This is a genomic window from Clostridium sp. KNHs214 (genome assembly GCF_000744935.1).
Classification (GTDB): domain Bacteria; phylum Bacillota; class Clostridia; order Clostridiales; family Clostridiaceae; genus Haloimpatiens.
In genome coordinates this window covers 777463-795578 of the sequence record NZ_JQMW01000009.1, presented here as the reverse complement: position 1 = coordinate 795578, position 18116 = coordinate 777463, and the positions used below count along the sequence as shown (strand labels likewise).

Sequence of the window (18116 nt, the reverse complement as noted above, 5' to 3'; positions counted from 1 at the left end):
TGTATACTACACTATTATATTATAGTATACCCATCCTAGCCCTTTTATTTGAAACATTATAAAAATAATGCACTTATTTTATAAGGTGATTTTTTTAAATTAAGGTTACTACTCCAAAAGAAATTAATGAACAATTGAAAATTAAAGTTTAATAAAGAACAACATTTTGTAAATAATTACGTTTATACTTTAATTGTTAAAGATTTAAGAAATAAATAAATTATAGAATTTTAAAATACGGTTGTTTTAATAAATTATCTAATGCACATTTGTATTGTTTTTAGAGTGTTCACATAAGGTCGTTACTCCTATGCAGTTCTTTTATCCGATGACTACCTGCCGTAACACTCCCACTTCTAACAAAGTGGGAGATAACGGCAGCTACGTCCCTGGATAACGATCTCTAACCTTCAGTTGGAGTAAAAACTCCATCTGAAGCTAAGAGCTCTGTTTATGAACTTCTTATACTTTCATATAAGCACAGACTATATCACAATCCTAATTATTTAGGACCCTCCCCATTTCCCCTCACTTGAAGGTACGAGATTACTCTCTAGTCGTTGAGCCTTTTCCTTTTCGGAACTTGGTTGCTGATTACCCATTGTCACCGTGTTTAGGATTTAACCTTGCACTATCTACATTATTTTTTCTACTTTCGTCACCTTCACGCTTAGACTTATTTCATTCTTACGTTGTGGTTAATGTAGCTTTAGGGACTTCCAGCAGTTAAAGGAGTTTTGGATGTTTTTTTAAACATCACTCTACACTCTTTACGAATGTAGGGAGCTTTTTAATAAAATATATACATTTAACTTTGATTGTCTACACATGTTTATATTTTATACAACTATTAGTTGCTCCTATAATACCAGTTCCTATAATTTCACCTATAATAGCACAAAACAAATTTCCCTTAGATACCCTATATAAAATTCCAGATAAAGCAGCGCCAAAAACTGCTCCAGTCAAAGCTAAAGGTGGAATTCCTAAAAAAAACATTCTTATGACACCAATCAATGTAGCACAAGTCAGTGAATACCAAGGTCCAAGAATAACAGAACATACTATGTTAATAAAATGTGCCATAGGACACATGCCCTCAATACGAAGAATTGGTGAAATTACTACCCCCATTGCCACCAACATTGCAAGCATAAGTTTTTTTAATAATTTTGAGTTTTTTTCCATAATAAAATACCTCCCTAATAATATTTATTTCTCCAATATGTTATATAGGGAATAAATACCATTATCGAGGTATAGTTTTATCGTAACTAAATAGCAATTCCCTATATGACATAAGCCATACTGGTCGGTCAAAGCTCAAAAGCTTCCTCTCACCTTGAAACACAAGTTCCCTCGCTATTTAGTTGTATTTTTCCATATTAGCCTCGGGCGCTCCCCCTTAGCCAATCAAAGATATTCTCTTTGAAGTATAAAAAATGAGATACACCGAATAAGGCACATCTCATTTACACCCATAATATAACAAATAGTATAAACCAAATATTTCCTTACGTCGGCATTATCCGAATCAAGTTATGGGTCGAAGCATAAACTTCCTCTCAGCCTGCAACCAAGCTCCCCTTTTTAGAAATTGTATCATATAAATTTTTTAAATGCAACATAAAGGTATTTTATCCCTTTTACAAATTGCTGTAACAAATTTTAATTAAATATCAACAGCTTTTTCATAATCCAAATAAAAATCTAAAAAAATAGCACATACAAGGACTAAAAAAAGAACCGCATTAGCAATTCTTTTTTATAAACTATTATATTATTTTCTCATTTTCAGATTCCATTTTTCTAGTAAGACACATTATTCCAGCTATAAGTCCTAGTACAAATTCAGCTGTTCTTTTCACAACAATTCCCCCTAATATATCATATAATTAAATTATATACGATTTATTCTATAATTAGGAGTATTAACCAACTAGGAGTTTAAGTATAAGTCTTTTTAGCATTAATTTTTCTATACTCAATTAATAACACTGAATTTTATATAACAACTAACTTATATGGATACATAATATCACTATTTTAATTTTTTAATTAACTCCTTTAAATCTATACTAATTACTGCAATAAACCAATTATATTTTTCTATTTAATACCAATATAAAAAGAATACATGTAACTATTATTAAACCGGAAACAAGTATCACACCAAAGTTGATTTTTTTAACTGAATTAGATTTTGATGATTTTGGAATAAGGTTGCTTCTTCTCAAGGAATTTACTAAAGGTTTATATAAAAGCATAGTTAAGGCTGCATTCAATCCACCCTTTAAAAGATTAAAAGGTAAAAATGCTGGAATCAATAGTTTTGCAACAGCTTCTCTAGGATAGCCTAAATAAATTGGAGTAATAAGATAATTCCAAAGAAGCATAACTGTTGTCATCAAAAAACTTCCAGTAATAAGTCCATATACAGCTCCTTTAAGTGTACGGTTTCGCTTGTAAATATAACCTGCTGTACATGCAAAAGCACATGTAGAAATTATATTCATAATAAAACCTATGAAACCAGTATCACTAACAGTAAACATTTCCGCAAAAGAAACTAGTACTGAAATAATGAATGCTGATAAGGGGCCAAAAATAAATCCTCCAATGGTAATAATAACATCTTTAGGCTCATACTTTAAAAACAATACTATAGGAACACGTCCTACAGCCATAATAATGTAGGCAATTGCACTTAGCATTGCCAATGTTGTAAGTTTTTTAGTGTTTGTTTTCATTTTAAATTCCCCCCAAAAATAGTAACACCTGAAAGAAATGTCTTTCAGGTGTTAATTGCAATTAGGTGGACAATTAGAATTGTAGAAAAATGAAACACAAAAAAAGTAATCATTTATTACAATCAATTAACACGCCTTCTCTCGTCCAGACTATACTGTCGGTCTTGGAATTTCACCAAGTCCTAACTTGGACATATGCCAAGTTCTGCATTTTCATGCTCGCGGACTATACCGCCGATCGGGAATTTCACCCTGCCCTGAAGACATTATATTCAAATGTTCTAGGAATATTATATCATTAATAATAACATTTTCAAGTACACTCTTAAAAGTACTTCAATTCGTAATATACAATTTATACACTAAATCTACATAGGTTTTTGGATAAATATTGATTGTAATAATACCCTAAAACTGCATTATTTCATTAAAAATTTTTCGCTTGAATTTTAAATTACGAATTGCAGTTAAAAGTAAAGCTACCTACTTTTATTTACTTTTAGTAACTTTCATAATCTCTCATAAAAGTTACTGTGCAAACATTATCCGCTGTACTTAGAATTTCAACTCCAAGCGTATCTGCAAATTCGGCACAAGTTTTGCAAAAGTCTCTCATTTATTATTTCCCCCTATTATTTTTTAGGTTTAGTTTTAAATATTATTTAAGCTCTGCTCTTGCAGATATTTTTCTTTAAAATTTCTGAAAATGATATCTCTTTGTTATTGCCATTTTCCCTTTTAGGTTTAGGCTCAACTCTTAGTCTTTGCTCATAATATTCATTGGTTTCTATTATTTTATTAACTTTCATTTTGAATCCCTCCATATAATATATACGCAAGGACTTTAATATTTAATGGGGTACCCAGATAACTCCTTAATCCTAATACTACTTTTTTATAAATAATCTATTAAATAATTCCATATGTTTAGAAAGCATCTAGAAGTATCAAATTTCACAATTGCGTTCTAAGAGATCTACATAATTGCTGTAACGTTATTTTATACAGCTTAGTAATTAATCAAAAATTTCTTAAGTAATAGAGACAAAGAAAAAATTTAAGATAGAAGCAGTTTATTAACATCTACTAATTCAACCATATTACTTTCTCGCAAGAATTGATTTAATAAATAGATATGGCTACTTCCTATGATGACTAGTATCCTGTCATCAGCTGATTCTGCCAAACGACAAATGTTTGAAAACAATGTTAAGTTACGTTGATACCACCATGTTAACCAACTAATACCAACATACTCTCTCACATAGCCAATACGAGCCATATTGATATACAGTTCATGACTTTTTTTAATTTTATCTGGTTCATTATAACCTTGATACATCTCTAATATACTTTTATTTTTATTAATATTAAAAACTTCTTTTTGAAAAACTTCATCAAATAATTTCGGTTGATTTGTTTTTGTCCATTCATATACCTCACCAAAAGGTCTAGTATCAACGCCTACACCCATCCAATCAATAGGATATATTCTTTCGTGACCTAATTCTGAAGCTATTCGGAATCCCAACTGATGTTGTTCTCTTCCTTCTAATTGAAACTGTCCATTGACATATGCCTTGTATTTATTATTTATAACTTCATCATCTTCTGTGACAATTTCTAATGCCACTTTGGTTGGATTAAAACGTTTTAGCCTATCTACAACATCACGTATTTCTTGCTGTCTTGTTTTTGAAAAAAGATTGCCTACTTCTGTATGATACATATCTGGGGTTTGTCCCATATGAAATGTTCCAACAAGAAGCACCTTAGGTTTTAAAAAGTAATTTTTCATTTTTGGATACCTCCTTAATTATTGAGAAATGCTTGTTAGCAATATAATACAAAATACAAATGTAATTAATTTTACATTTGCATCATATCTCATTATACCATATCTGTTATTTATTTTAAAATATTACTCTTTTATTATAATTTGCATAAAAATGAGGCACAATCCCCCACTCTAAAATATGCCTTTTTATATGTTTTAATTGCATTTAGCATCTACTGTATATAACACAAAAGAGCCCTTGCTTATCAGTAAGTTCTGAATTATTTATCAACTCAGTAACTTCTTTAGCAATAGGCTCCAACATTATCCTATTATTTTTATATTTACATTTGCTTTAAACACATACTTTCATTATCTAAATTTGTGTGTAACCATAATTTATGTATTTCAATATTATAAAAATAAATAAGATGGAGCTGTTGCCTTAGTGATTTTTCAACTCCCTATGAACAGCTCCGTATTTAGGCTAAACTCAAATTAACTTCTCACTCATTATTCCACTTAAATTTAACTTGCTTATCCTCTTTTTAATCTCATCTACATCTATAGTGTAAAGCCCCAAATCCTTCATTCTAGTAAAATATTCGGCGCCAGCGAAGGTGTATCTCTTCCTTCGTCCTTCTTTAGTGGTCATTTTGTAGTTGGCATAGGATATTATGTCCCCTATAGCTGTAGCTTTTGGAAGAATTAAAGGTGGCATGCCAAGAGCCCATCTTACGGCGTTATGACCAGCTAAACTTCCTGTACAAATGGCCTCTGTATGCCCCACAAACAGCCCAGATTTCTCACCGGCACAAAATAAATTCTCTATGCCCTTTACCTTCATGTCATCTGTTCTTGGTGCTACGGAAAGATATCTTATGGAATTGCCCTTGCCTCCAGCATATGGATCAATGTATTTTGCATTTTCTAGCCCTTTTATTTTTCTTAATTTTTCTAATGGATAATATGATGTCATTAACTTAACATGGCCTGTATCCAACAAAATTACATTTTCAGCAAATTCCTTTAAGGCGTATTGCTGACATACTTTTATCTTTAATTTATCTAAATTTATATCTTCATTAGGAATTTTTAAAACTGCTACTCCTGTTTCTTCTAACTCCTCTAGTATTTCCTTTGATATGCTTTCCTTACAAAGCTTACAAGAGCCACTGAAAGCACCTAGGACATCATCTTCTCTCTCACCCTGTAAATCCTCAACTCCAGCTCTGGAGCTTAGGCTTACCCTAGGACCAAAGGATGGGCATCTTAAAACGCACATGGAACAGCCATTGCCGTATCTTAAACAATTACCCATAGGTCCTGTAGAACCAGTGGTTTCTATAAATACATCTCCCTCAACATAATCTCCATTAGATAAATAAATACCTTCAATTTTACCATTACCCTTTTTTACATCAATAACTCTGGAAATTAAATTTAAATTGATTCCCATATTTATTAGATAATTTTTTACAGCTGGTTCTATTTTATTAACGTTATATAGCCATGCATGATTATGACCCGGGAACTCTATGTTTCTATGGGTTGAATTCATATCAGTTAAACCTATGAGATCTCCAGCTCCTAAAGCTATTATTTCCTCTGCCGCTGTAAATCTTCCGTTATTTCTCATGATTCCACCTATATTTCCAAGGCCTAGAAGCATATCTGTTTTTTCATATAAATAAACTTCTGCACCAGCTTTTTTAGCAGTTATAGCTGCAGCAGAACCAGCCCAACCGCCTCCTATAATAATTACCTTCATATAAATCTTCTCCCTTCAAATAAATTTCTAGGATCTGTTTGAACTTTGCAAAGTCTTTTTATCTTATGACCTTTATACCTAGCAGTACAGCAACCGCACACACCTTCTCCACAACACATTTTAGCGTTATTACAACAGGAAAGCTTTATATTTTTATCCTCCATATAATTTACTATTAAATATATAAGTATATCCTGCGCTGCTATATGCACTAAATTCACATCCTTATCTTTTAAAATATTCTGTATTAACCCCTTTACTTCTTCTGTAAGTTCACCATTTTTAAAGATATCAGCATAATAAACTTTACAATTATACATTTGAAGGTAATCCTTTATATATATATCCCCATATCCACCCTTATCTGCAATACAAATTATATTATTGCCGTTAGAATAAAGTTTTTTAATAACAGGAACTGCCGGAGCCTGCCCTATTCCTCTAAATATAATTAAGGAAGTTTTTTCTTTACTTGAGTAAATATTCTTAATGCCTTGAACCCCATTCCAATAAGGCCCCTTAATAGAAATATTCCCTCCTTCTTGAATTTCATCTATTTTTTTAGTTTTTACACCCTTAATTTCTATCATAATTTTTATTAAATTTTCCTGAGTATCTACATCCATTATAGATATTGGCGTATTATAGAATTCTTTTGTGTTTGGTATTTTAAGAAATATAAAGCTACCTGGATGACATAAATTTATTGCTAGCTTATGAGGTACCACTATACCTAACTCTATTACACACTGCTGCAAATTTTTTTTACTAATTACTTTGCAAATATATTCCTTCCTCTCTTCTTTAGCCTCATTACCATTCCAGAAGTATTCCTGATATATACATACTCCCTTCCAATTTATGCAATCACAAAATTTCTTACCACTCATTTGGGAGCAAAGTATGCACTCATTGCTCTCGGCTAATTTACAAGGGCAAAATTCACTACCAGCATCTATACAGTCGATTATTTCATAATCCATAGCCTATCCTCCAAAAAACGTTCTAATAATAGAATATCCATCTATGGATTAAATTGTTACATATAGGTTTACATTTTTATTAAGTTTACATAATTTTAAATATGTAATAATACTCTTTTTTCAATTCTAAAATATTAAGAACTCTAATATTTTATTATAAATTCAATTCCTATAATTAAGCTTATATATTTATATGAATAGCTAACTTTTTAGGAATTTTATCCAATTTAAAACTTAAAGTATTTTTAATATAAACAAAAAAGAAGCTACTGCATTGCATAATAGCTTCTTGAAGTACATTAAAATTATCGAAAAATTTCCTTTAGTTTTCTCAATTTACTTTTAGTTTTATTTGATAAATTTACATTTTTACTTGATATCAATGACTTTTGATATATTAAAAGTCCCTTTTCATCCTCTATTATTATTTTTCCTATTTCTTCGCCTTTTCTAATTTGTAGATTATTTAAGTCTTCTTTTACTACTATATTTTTTACATAATTTTCATCTTTTTTAAGAGGTAATATAATGTTTTCACTGCAAAGTAAATCTATTTTATTTCTCTTATTTATATTCATGGAAGCCATTATTTCATCTTTTTTGGCTACTTCCTTAAATTCATAATTTTCTTTTATATTATTATATATTTTCTTTGTTTCATTCCATCTAGTTGGAGAATTTAAAACCACTATTATTACATCATTGCCATCTATATTTACTGATGTTACAAGGCATTTTCCTGCTCCTCCTGTATATCCCGTTTTAACTCCATTAGCTTCTGGTATTTGCCAAAGTATTTTATTTATATTATTATATGCTCTAGTAAATTCTTTTTCTTCAGCGGATACTTCTTTATCTCCTACTATTTCATTAAATTTATCTATTTCTTTAGCTTTTGCCGTTATAAGAGCTAAATCGTAAGCTGTAGAATAATGGTTAGCACTGTCTAATCCGTGGGGACTTTCAAAATGAGAATCTAATGCTCCTATAGAATAAGCATATTCATTCATAAGATTACAAAAACCTTCTACAGAACCTCCAATACCTTCTGCTATAGCTATAGCAGCGTCATTTCCTGACCTAAACATAAGACCATATAGTAGCTCCTCTATAGAAATCTCTTCCCCTTCCTTGTATCCCACTTTAGATCCATTAATAGTAGCTGCTTTTTTAGATACAACTACCTTTTCTTTTAGGTTCCCATAGTTCAAAGCTACTAAAGAAGTCATTATCTTGGTAGTACTAGCTATTGGAACTAAATCATAAGAACTTTTTTCAAATAAAACTCTTCTAGTCTTGGCGTCCATCGCAATGGCATATCTAGCATTTATATATATACTTTTTCCTTCTTTATTTTTTATAGGTTCCCCTTTAACTGAAATTATCCCTGAAAGCATAAAAATTAAAGTTAAAATACTTACAATCCTATATTTAAAAACTTTCTTATATTTTCCTTTAAAATTCACTATATTTGCCACTTCCTTTCGTGAATTAGTTGTTGATTATATGATATGAAAGCCTTCCATGAGGATAGTAGTTTACTTTTAATCTTATTTACATAATTTTATTTATGTGAATAAGATTCCGCTATAAACTAAAAATTTTATATCCTTCATGAGTCATTTAAGAATCCTCGCCAATCATAATTAAATGTTTATATTTGAAATTTATGGTTAAGATATTAAATAGCCTATTAATTTTTAATATATGTGAAAATATATGTGAAAATTTATACTTAATCATTAATTCTAAAATGCTCTGGAGGAATTCTATATGTTTTATATTTTTTTAATATCTTTAATAATATTATTATTTCCCATACCTTTAAAATTTAAATTAGTATTTAATAACAATGAATTAAAAATTTTCATTTATAAAAAGCAAGTAAAAACTTCCAATAAATTTGATTTAAATAAAACTCTAGATAAACTAAAAAATAAAGAAAGTAAAACACAAGATACTGAACATGAAATTAAAAATAAACAACAAAAGAATAAGGCTTCTGCAAAAGCATTTTTTCATATTTGTTTAAATAACTTTTTTAAACCTACACTAAAAATAGACTTTAACATAAATTTTGGATTTAATGATGCGTCTGCCACCGCCATGGTTTATGGATTTGTAAATGCCATTCCTGGATTTATATATAATATTCTATGCAAATTTTTTAAAATTAAGAAATTTAAATTTAACGTCCAACCAGTATTTAATAATGAAATCATATATATAGAAATTAGTAGTATAATTTTTGTAAATTTAGTTAAAGTTATATATATATCATTAAAGTTTGACCTTTTGTATTTTAAAGAGAAAAAATTTATGAAAAAAGGAAAAAATAAAAAAGCTAGAGTTAAATTTGGAGGAGGAATATAAATGGAAAACAATCCTATAGAAAACTTTATGAAAACCACCATGGAAAATATTAAAGACATGGTAGATGTAAATACCATAGTAGGTACACCCATAGAATCTAAAGATGGAGCTTTAATACTTCCAATTTCTAAAGTATCTTTTGGTTTTGTAGCTGGAGGTAGTGAATTTGCAAATTGTAAAGCTTCTGCCGATAACCCTGATTTTCCCTTTGGAGGTGGCTCAGGAGCTGGAGTTACTGTAAAACCTGTAGCATTTTTAGTAATTAAACCAGATTCTTTAAGACTTCTTTCCCTAGATCAAAAGAATACTTATGACAAAGTAATAGACTCTATGCCTCAAATCATAGACACCATAAAAGATATGCCTATATTTAAGGATAAAAAAAATAATAAAAAAGATAAGAAAGAGCAATGTAAAGAAGAGGAATAAAAGGCTTTAGTCCTTTTATTCCTCTTCTATTTCTTTTATATTGGCTACACTTTCTATATTGTTTGTATTATCTATATTATTTATCACAGATTCTTTATCTCTGTTTTCTATATTATCTATAACAGGTTCTTTGGCTATAATCTCTATATCTTCCATAATAGGCTCTTTATCTATATTTTCCATATTACCTGTCCTATATTGTAATTCTAACATATTCTCTGAATCTTTAATTTCCTCTTCCTCTGCTATTGGTTCCGCAAATTCGCTTAAATCAGGCATATCCCCTAAGCTTTCTAGTCCGAAATGCTTTAAAAATATATCACTGGTTGCATATAGTATGGGTCTACCAGGTACTTCTTTTCTTCCGCATTCCTTTACTAGCCCTTTTTCTACTAAATTCACCACAGCTTTATCACATTTAACCCCTCTTATTTCTTCTACCTCTATCCTAGTTATAGGTTGCTTGTAAGCTATTATAGCTAAAGTCTCCAATGCTGCTTGGGATAAAGATTGTCTTACATTTATATTTAATAATTTTTGTATATATACGCTATTTTCCGGCTTTGTAACTATTTGATATGAATCATCTATCTTAATTATTTTGATTCCTCTAGCATCATCACCATAGCTTTCTATCATTTCCTGCATTAAATCTTCTATTCCATCTTTAGAATACTCCAATATAGAAGCTAAATGTTTGGATTTCATAGGCTCTCCACTTACAAATAAAAGGGACTCCACTATAGAAAAAATTCTATTCTTTTGAGACACTGTCTCTATCTCCATCTGGCTCATAAATTCCATCTTTTTCTTCTATCCTTTCTATAAATATTTCACTAAAATTATCCTGTTGATATGCTTTTACAACTCTTAACCTAACCAATTCTAATAGAGCTAAAAATGTCACTATAACCTCCATTTTTTTTCTACACTCTCTCATCACATCTGAGAATTTCAGCTTATGGTTTTGCTGCATTTTATATTTTAAAACAGCCATTTTATCTTCCACCTTAAAATTATCAATTAAAAGTTCCTTTTCTATGGCGCTATTTTTATTTAGTTTATTAAGATAATTACTCATAAGCTCGCTGTATATATTAAATAATTCCAACATAGTTATATTCTTTAAAAAATCCTCTTCATTATAACTCTTCTTTTCTTCAATAATTTCTGGTTTCTTTCCAAAAGTTGCTCCTGTTACTATTTCTTTTTCCTTAAAAAATTCTGCAGCTTTTTTAAATTTATTGTACTCTATAAGTTTTTTTAATAAGAATTCCTCTGGATCTTCTTCTGGTTCTTGATCCTTGTCCACAGTAACTTTAGGTAAAAGCATTCTGGATTTTATCTCCAAAAGAGTTGCTGCTATAACTATAAATTCCGATGTAATTTCTAAATCCATTTCCTTCATGGTATTTATATAATCCATATATTGCTTTGTAATTTCATGAATTCTAATATGATATATATCCATTTGATTTTTTTTAATAAGGTGTAGTAAAAGGTCAAATGGCCCCTCAAAATTATGTATTTTTATGTTTAATGCCATTTAGTATCTCTCCTATATTATTTCTTATATAATTTTCATCTATTTCTAAAAGTGTGTTTAATCTTACCCTTCTTATCTCTTCTATTATATCACGAATTAGTCTTCCTTTTTCTATTCCTAACTCTAATAAACATTTAGCTTTTATTTCTCTATATTTATCTTTTAAATTTATATAGTTAAGTAATTTATAAGTAAGTTTTGTGTTATATCCTAAAAGTACTAAATCATAAGAATTGCACTTATCTAATATATTAAATATGTGATTGTTGTCCCAGCATTTTAATAACTCCATTTCTATTCCTTCATATTCCTGAAAAGCTTTCTTTAAATTTTTTTCTAGTATTGAGTTATTTTTAAATACATTCTTTATGGTAGAATCATTAAGTACTCTGTATATACTACAAAGTCTAATATTTAAATGATCCTTTAACTCCACTTTATTATGAAATAAAGATTTCTTTGATGACTTTATTATATTTAGGCGAAAACATTCATATATATTTTGTTGCCATCCATTCTCTCCTGCCATAAGCATTATTTCTTTCATTATCCTATCATAACTTATAGTCGAGAACACATCTTTTTCTACACATCTTAATATTTCATCTTCATCTTCTAATATAAACCCATATCTTACTGCATATCTTACTGCTCTAAAAATTCTTGTAGGATCTTCCTTATAGGAGTCATCTTTAATTTTTTTTATAATTTTTCTTTTGATATGTTCTATACCATTATATGGATCTATTAAACAATTATTTATTATATCATAAGCTACTGCATTAATTGTGAAATCTCTTCTAGCCAAATCTTCGACTATAGTAGCAGGATAAACTTCAGGCAATGAACCATTCTTTATATAACTTTCTTTTCTGCATCTTATTATGTCAAACTGAGCTCCATTTTTAAAATATACACTAGAAGTTTTAAATCTTTCATGATAAATAACTCTCTCCACTAATGGGAGCTTTTTTATAATAAGTTCAAAATCTCCTTCTACTGCTATATCAACATCTTTGGGTGGTATTTTTAATAAGTTATCCCTAACTGCGCCCCCTACTACATAAGATTTTATATTATCTCTTTTAAAATATTCCACTAAAATATTGAAAATATATTTTTCATTTTCATTTAAAGAATCTGTTATAGAAAAATTTAACATCTTCATATGTTCCCTTCATATTTATTAAAATAAGTCGACAAAAGAATCCGTTTCTCTTGCCGACTATATCTTAATAATACAATACTTTATACTGCATTATCAAATATTTTTTGCATATTTTCTTTTATATTATCTAGTATAGTATTGGCTTTTATATCTCTATCACTATAAATAGGTATTTTAGTATACAATTTACCTCCCACATATACTTCACAATATCCTACTTTTTCACCTTTTTTATATTGCTTCTTACCTTTATCTATTATAAACTTTTTGTCTATTTTGGATTTTTCACCTTTTGGAACTACTATATTCAAATCATCATTAGATCTTACCATGAAAAATCTATCACCTTTTTTATTCAAATCTATTTTTCCTAAATCCCTGCCTTTGGTAATTATTTTTTCCACTGAAAACTTAGAAAATCCATAATTCATAAGATTAGTAGCTTCCTTATTGCGTATTTTGTATGTAGGTGATCCCATAACTACTGCAAGCATTCTCACACCATCTCTAACTGCTGTAGCAGATATACAATACTTAGCTTCACTAGTATATCCTGTTTTTAAGCCATCACAACCTTTAAAGAATCTAACTAACTTATTGTGATTTACTAGTCCTATAGGGCTCTTTCTTCCTTCAGATATAGTTTCCATATAAGTTCCTGTGTATTTAAGTATTTTAGGGTGTTTTAGAAGTTCCCTAGACATTATAGATATATCATAAGCTGTAGTTAAATGTCCATCTACTGATATACCATGGCAATTTTTAAAAGTAGTATCCTTCATACCCAATTCATTAGCTCTTTTATTCATGATTTTTACAAAATTTTCTTCACTTCCTGCTAGATATTCAGCCATGGCAACAGAAGCATCATTACCTGATGCTATAGCAATACCTTTTAAAAGCTCCTCCACTGTTCTCATTTCACCAGTATCTAAAAGCATACTGCTATTGCCACCTTGGCCCATTTTTTTAGCATTTTCACTTACAGTTACCTTATCTGAAAGTTTTATTTTACCACCATCTATAGCCTCCATGGTAATAAGCATAGTCATTATTTTAGTAACGGAAGCTGGAGCAAATTTTTCTTTGGAGTTTTTTTCATATATTATCTCTCCTGTGGTAGGTTCCATAAGTAATGCCGCTTTAGCTTCAACATCTATTCCACCTGAACTAGGCTCTTGTGCTAACGCTACTATAACATTTTGAGATAAAAAGCATAAAAGTAAAAATAAACTTATAGCAAATTTATTAAACCTCTTCACATATATCCTTCCTTTCATATATTTTTCTAATTTTATTTTTACCAATAGTTCAAAATATTATCACAGAAAATAAAATAAAACCTATAATTAAATATAGGTTTTATTTTACAATAGTCATTATAATCCTTGTTAAGTAAGCGCTTTCACAACTTTTAATAAAAATACACCACTTTAAAAATATTCTATGTAAATGAATTTACATATTCTTTATTATTTCTTTCACTAGACCTATAAAGCTACTTTTCACCTTATTAGACGTTTCGATAACCTCAGCGTGGTTTAGTGGTTGGTCTAATATTCCAGCTGCCATATTTGTTATACAAGATATTCCTAAAACTTTCATTCCACAATGATTTGCAGCTATAACTTCTGGAACTGTTGACATTCCCACTGCATCTCCTCCTAAAAATCTAATCATCCTTATTTCTGCAGGAGTTTCATAAGTTGGGCCTGTCATCATTACATAAACACCCTCTTTAACATCTATGCTTAATCCTTCTGCTATTTCTTTAACCAAATTTCTTAATTCTTTGCTATATGCTTCTGACATATCTGGGAATCTTGGTCCTATTTCATCTTCATTCTTACCTATTAATGGGTTATTACTTGCAAAATTTATATGATCTGTTATTATCATTAAATCTCCTGGATTAAAGCTCATGTTTACTCCACCAGCTGCATTAGTAACTATTAAATTCTTAACTCCTAAATATTTCATTATATAAACTGGTAATGATAAAAGTGACATAGGGTTTCCTTCATAATAGTGAAATCTTCCCTGCATCATTATTACTTTCTTTCCATTTAAATTTCCAAATACAAATTGTCCAGCATGACCTTTAACAGTAGATGCAGGCATATTTGGAACTTCTGAATATTTTATTGTAATTTTATCTTCTACTTCCTCTGCTATGTCCCCTAATCCAGAACCTAATATAATTCCTATTTCAGGCTCACCATTAATTTTGCTTTTTACATATTCAACACTTTCCATTAACTTTGATAGCTCCATATGTAGTCCTCCTTGATCTTATATATAATTTATATTATGATTAAGTCACAAAAATCAAATTTAACCATGTAATTTAAATTTTGTGACACAATCAAATTATCATATGTTATATTTCATACCTATTTTAAATACATTATTATATTATGCCCTAGGATGAGTCTTATTATATATTTCAGCAATTCTACTTTTTTTAGTAATACTACTATATATTTGAGTTGCTGCTATACTTGTATGTCCTAGTAACTCCTGAACTATCCTTATATCTGCACCATTTTGAAGTAAATGCACAGCAAAGGAATGTCTTAAAGTATATAAGTTTATATTTTTTTTTATTTTAGCATCCTTGGCATACTCTTTTATTATTTTCCAAAATCCCTGTCTCGTTAATCTATTTCCTTGAGAATTAAAAAATAAGTAATCTAAATTGTTTATATTAAGCTCAGGTCTTATTTTTAAGTATTCTTCAATACAATTTACCGCATAAGAACCTATGGGAATTATTCTTTCCTTTTCCTTAGTTCCTTTGCACTTTATATATCCTAGTTTTAAATTAAGGCTATAAATGTTTAAATTTAAAAGTTCTGTTACCTTTATACCAGTAGCATACATAACTTCAAGCATTGCCTTATCTCTTATGCCTTTGTGACTGTTTAAATCTGGCATGTTTAAAAGTTTATCTACTTCTTCTACCGTAAGAACTTTAGGTATGTCCCTTTTAATTTTAGGCACTTCATATTTATAGGTAGGATCATCTTCTACTAATCCTTTACTCATTAAAAATATATAAAATCCTCTTATAGAAATTATACTTCTTACTATAGAGCTATTTGCCATTTTACTCTTTTGCAATTCCTGTACATATGCCATTATTGTAATAGTATCAGATTCTTGTATACTTTCATTTCTAGAATTTAAAAATTCTAGATATCTTTTTATGTCTCGCTCATAGGCTTCTATAGTATTTTCACTTAATTTCTTTTTTCTCAATTTTTCTACATATTCTATTAAATTTAATTCATTCATATGTAATCACCTAATCTCTCATAAATTATATTAAACTAATTTTGTTGTTTTTTCAATAGAATTTAAATGTGTGAAATTTAAACTACTATTTTTATAATAACTGGAACTATATATCCTTCTATAAAAAAACCAATAAAACATATAAGTGTGCATATTAATATTATAAGAGAATAAGAAGCAATTTTACCAATGACGTTTGTAGTCCACTGCTTATTCAATCTATTTTTTACCATGGACAAAGAAAACTGCATAGCTAATACAGATATAAATACAATACAAGGTATATATATTATGTTTTGAGGTATGAGTCCAAGTACACTCACCCATATTCCTTTTACGCCTAAAGCATTTATTAATGAACTTATGGAAAATCCCAATGTAAATCCCTTTATAATGTCTATTATTAATATTATGGGGATTCCTATTACTGTTAATCCTAAAAACCATATACCCAAAATCATTGGCAGCATGTTTTTTATAGATTCAATAAAAATAACTTTAGGCTCTGCACTGGTTGAAGACATATTTTCTACAAACTTATTCAAATACTCATATAGAGTATTTTTTTCAGCTTGTCCCATGTATTTAACACAGTACACCCCCAAAAACATTCCTACAAAAATGCAAGCTATGCTGAGTAAATATAATGAAGTATTATCCTTTATGTGTTTATTTAAATTATTTCCCACACCACTTGTCATATATAAAATCCTCCTCAGTTTATCATCATATTATATTTATGACAAACTGAGGAGTAATATTACTTCTATTTACTTTAATCAAGTAGAGCTTTCCAAGTGTTTATACCCACTATACCATCTGCTACTAAATTTTTATTCTTTTGAAAAGCTTTAACTGCATTTTCAGTAAATTGTCCAAACACACCATCTACACCTGATGAGCCTAAATTATATTGCTTTTTCAACAATGTTTCTTGAATTATTTTAGTTATTTCACCTTTAGCTCCTTTTCTAACAATAACTAAAGCAGCTAATGTCCTAGGTCCTAATATCCCATCTTCCACAAGCTTTGAATTGAATTGAATATTTAGTTGTTTTTGAAGCCTTAAGATCATAGTGTTTTTCCTATACTCTGGCATAGGAGTAATTTCTACCGTATCTTTATCCTGCTTTGAATTTAAATCCTCCAATTCTAATCCCTGTACAATTGCTTCTGCAATTGCATTCTTCCCTAAAGTCTTGTAAAGTTCCATATCTTTTTTATTATCTAAAAAGCAAATTTCAATGAGCATAGCTGGACATTTAGTTCTTCTTACAACATATATCCAAGCTCCATCTTTTACTCCCCTATTCCTAAATCCTAATTTACTCATATTATTTAATATATTTCTAGCACTGTTAAGCTTTCTTCCTTTATAAGTGTATATTTCTGTACCATTACCGCCTCCGGCGTTAAAGTGTATGCTTATAAATAGTTCTGTATTATTTGCATTAGCCTTATTTGCCCTATAAGAAAGAGATTCACTTACACTATAGGAGGTCTCTTTTGTACAATCTACAACAGTATGACCCATGGACTGCAGCTTTTTAACTATCTCTCTACCAACTTCTCTAGTTAAACTTTCTTCTTTAATTCCTGGACTTCGTGCTCCCAAATCATATCCAGACACACAATGCCCCATATCAATGGCTATTTTCATATACATATCACCTCTATATTATACTATGTATACATATAGCGCAACGTCACTACAAGCATAATTTACATAACTTAAATATATCTTTGTCTATTTTATATAATAAATAATCCTCCTTATTGTTTACTTTACAAATAAGGAAGATTATTTTAATCTAGCTAACTTTATTTTTAAGTCTTAGCTTATCAGCTACCATAGCTATAAATTCACTATTTGTTGGCTTGCCTTTATCATTGTGTATAGTTAAAAGCTAGTCATATCAACGGTTTACGATTTCTAATATATTAAATACCAATAAATTTTTTTCATTTTTATAGGTGTATTTTGTATATGTTTATACGTTTATTTAGAATCTATTATAACAC

General features: G+C 29.3%; 15 protein-coding genes, 3 pseudogenes and 2 riboswitches. Of the genes and pseudogenes, 2 read left to right on the top strand and 16 right to left on the bottom strand.

What is annotated here, in order from left to right; genetic code table 11:
- Positions 1-846: 846 nt before the first annotated feature.
- From thiW to CC89_RS06220, 7 genes and pseudogenes are all read right to left on the bottom strand, one after another.
- Positions 847-1188: pseudogene (gene thiW, locus CC89_RS06245) on the bottom strand (energy coupling factor transporter S component ThiW); the annotation flags it as partial.
- Positions 1189-1492: 304 nt separating this feature from the next.
- Positions 1493-1598: riboswitch (TPP riboswitch) on the bottom strand.
- A 501-nt stretch (positions 1599-2099) separates the two neighbouring features.
- A complete protein-coding gene (locus CC89_RS06240; protein ID WP_035290329.1) occupies positions 2100-2750 on the bottom strand; it encodes an ECF transporter S component in 651 nt (216 codons plus the stop codon).
- A 129-nt stretch (positions 2751-2879) separates the two neighbouring features.
- Positions 2880-3019, bottom strand: a riboswitch (FMN riboswitch).
- Between the two features lie 393 nt (positions 3020-3412).
- Positions 3413-3559 (bottom strand): hypothetical protein, encoded by a 147-nt coding sequence (locus tag CC89_RS20430; protein WP_185750689.1) that lies wholly within the window; start codon positions 3557-3559, stop codon positions 3413-3415.
- Between the two features lie 248 nt (positions 3560-3807).
- Entirely contained in the window at positions 3808-4548 is a 741-nt protein-coding gene (locus tag CC89_RS06235) for a DUF5694 domain-containing protein (RefSeq protein WP_035290326.1), read from the bottom strand.
- Between the two features lie 472 nt (positions 4549-5020).
- Complete coding sequence (locus CC89_RS06230; protein ID WP_035290323.1) at positions 5021-6298, bottom strand: FAD-dependent oxidoreductase; 1278 nt, start codon at positions 6296-6298, stop codon at positions 5021-5023.
- A complete protein-coding gene (locus CC89_RS06225) occupies positions 6295-7281 on the bottom strand; it encodes a sulfide/dihydroorotate dehydrogenase-like FAD/NAD-binding protein (RefSeq protein ID WP_035290320.1) in 987 nt (328 codons plus the stop codon). The genes CC89_RS06230 and CC89_RS06225 overlap by 4 nt, the downstream gene beginning before the upstream one ends.
- A 305-nt stretch (positions 7282-7586) precedes the next feature.
- Entirely contained in the window at positions 7587-8747 is a 1161-nt protein-coding gene (locus CC89_RS06220; protein WP_035290317.1) for a D-alanyl-D-alanine carboxypeptidase family protein, read from the bottom strand.
- Positions 8748-9054: 307 nt separating this feature from the next.
- Between CC89_RS06220 and CC89_RS06215 the strand changes: the two genes are divergently transcribed.
- Positions 9055-9654 (top strand): DUF2953 domain-containing protein, encoded by a 600-nt coding sequence (locus CC89_RS06215; protein ID WP_035290314.1) that lies wholly within the window; start codon positions 9055-9057, stop codon positions 9652-9654.
- Complete coding sequence (ytfJ, locus tag CC89_RS06210; protein ID WP_035290310.1) at positions 9655-10083, top strand: GerW family sporulation protein; 429 nt, start codon at positions 9655-9657, stop codon at positions 10081-10083. It begins immediately after the preceding gene.
- A 222-nt stretch (positions 10084-10305) separates the two neighbouring features.
- Here ytfJ and scpB read toward each other — a convergent pair.
- From scpB to CC89_RS20425, 9 genes and pseudogenes are all read right to left on the bottom strand, one after another.
- Positions 10306-10887 (bottom strand): annotated as a pseudogene (gene scpB / locus CC89_RS06205) (SMC-Scp complex subunit ScpB); the annotation flags it as partial.
- Complete coding sequence (locus CC89_RS06200) at positions 10838-11629, bottom strand: segregation/condensation protein A (protein ID WP_051931545.1); 792 nt, start codon at positions 11627-11629, stop codon at positions 10838-10840. The gene CC89_RS06200 and the pseudogene scpB, both read right to left, overlap by 50 nt.
- A complete protein-coding gene (locus CC89_RS06195; RefSeq protein ID WP_051931543.1) occupies positions 11604-12797 on the bottom strand; it encodes a tRNA nucleotidyltransferase/poly(A) polymerase family protein in 1194 nt (397 codons plus the stop codon). Before CC89_RS06195 ends, CC89_RS06200 begins: the two co-directional genes overlap by 26 nt.
- 80 nt (positions 12798-12877) lie before the next feature.
- Positions 12878-14077, bottom strand: a complete 1200-nt coding sequence (locus tag CC89_RS06190) for a D-alanyl-D-alanine carboxypeptidase family protein (protein WP_081896982.1) — start codon at positions 14075-14077, stop codon at positions 12878-12880.
- A gap of 178 nt (positions 14078-14255) precedes the next feature.
- A complete protein-coding gene (locus CC89_RS06185; RefSeq protein WP_035290304.1) occupies positions 14256-15071 on the bottom strand; it encodes a purine-nucleoside phosphorylase in 816 nt (271 codons plus the stop codon).
- Positions 15072-15212: 141 nt separating this feature from the next.
- Positions 15213-16094 (bottom strand): site-specific tyrosine recombinase XerD, encoded by an 882-nt coding sequence (gene xerD, locus CC89_RS06180; protein ID WP_035290301.1) that lies wholly within the window; start codon positions 16092-16094, stop codon positions 15213-15215.
- 77 nt (positions 16095-16171) lie between these two features.
- Positions 16172-16795 (bottom strand): stage II sporulation protein M, encoded by a 624-nt coding sequence (gene spoIIM / locus CC89_RS06175; protein WP_035290299.1) that lies wholly within the window; start codon positions 16793-16795, stop codon positions 16172-16174.
- Positions 16796-16869: 74 nt separating this feature from the next.
- On the bottom strand, positions 16870-17754 hold the full coding sequence (locus CC89_RS06170; protein ID WP_035290296.1) for an N-acetylmuramoyl-L-alanine amidase: 885 nt from the start codon (positions 17752-17754) through the stop codon (positions 16870-16872).
- Between the two features lie 151 nt (positions 17755-17905).
- Positions 17906-17995 (bottom strand): annotated as a pseudogene (locus tag CC89_RS20425) (sporulation transcription factor Spo0A); the annotation flags it as partial.
- Between the last annotated feature and the right edge of the window lie 121 nt (positions 17996-18116).

Coding starts and splice junctions, on each gene's coding strand:
- CC89_RS06215 (WP_035290314.1), top strand. CDS start 9,055: ATGTTTTATATTTTTTTAATATCTTTAATAATATTATTATTTCCCATA.
- CC89_RS06195 (WP_051931543.1), bottom strand. CDS start 12,797: ATGAAGATGTTAAATTTTTCTATAACAGATTCTTTAAATGAAAATGAA.
- xerD (WP_035290301.1), bottom strand. CDS start 16,094: ATGAATGAATTAAATTTAATAGAATATGTAGAAAAATTGAGAAAAAAG.
- CC89_RS06200 (WP_051931545.1), bottom strand. CDS start 11,629: ATGGCATTAAACATAAAAATACATAATTTTGAGGGGCCATTTGACCTT.
- CC89_RS20430 (WP_185750689.1), bottom strand. CDS start 3,559: ATGAAAGTTAATAAAATAATAGAAACCAATGAATATTATGAGCAAAGA.
- CC89_RS06170 (WP_035290296.1), bottom strand. CDS start 17,754: ATGAAAATAGCCATTGATATGGGGCATTGTGTGTCTGGATATGATTTG.
- ytfJ (WP_035290310.1), top strand. CDS start 9,655: ATGGAAAACAATCCTATAGAAAACTTTATGAAAACCACCATGGAAAAT.
- CC89_RS06190 (WP_081896982.1), bottom strand. CDS start 14,077: ATGAAAGGAAGGATATATGTGAAGAGGTTTAATAAATTTGCTATAAGT.
- spoIIM (WP_035290299.1), bottom strand. CDS start 16,795: ATGACAAGTGGTGTGGGAAATAATTTAAATAAACACATAAAGGATAAT.
- CC89_RS06225 (WP_035290320.1), bottom strand. CDS start 7,281: ATGGATTATGAAATAATCGACTGTATAGATGCTGGTAGTGAATTTTGC.
- CC89_RS06185 (WP_035290304.1), bottom strand. CDS start 15,071: ATGGAGCTATCAAAGTTAATGGAAAGTGTTGAATATGTAAAAAGCAAA.
- CC89_RS06235 (WP_035290326.1), bottom strand. CDS start 4,548: ATGAAAAATTACTTTTTAAAACCTAAGGTGCTTCTTGTTGGAACATTT.
- CC89_RS06230 (WP_035290323.1), bottom strand. CDS start 6,298: ATGAAGGTAATTATTATAGGAGGCGGTTGGGCTGGTTCTGCTGCAGCT.
- CC89_RS06240 (WP_035290329.1), bottom strand. CDS start 2,750: ATGAAAACAAACACTAAAAAACTTACAACATTGGCAATGCTAAGTGCA.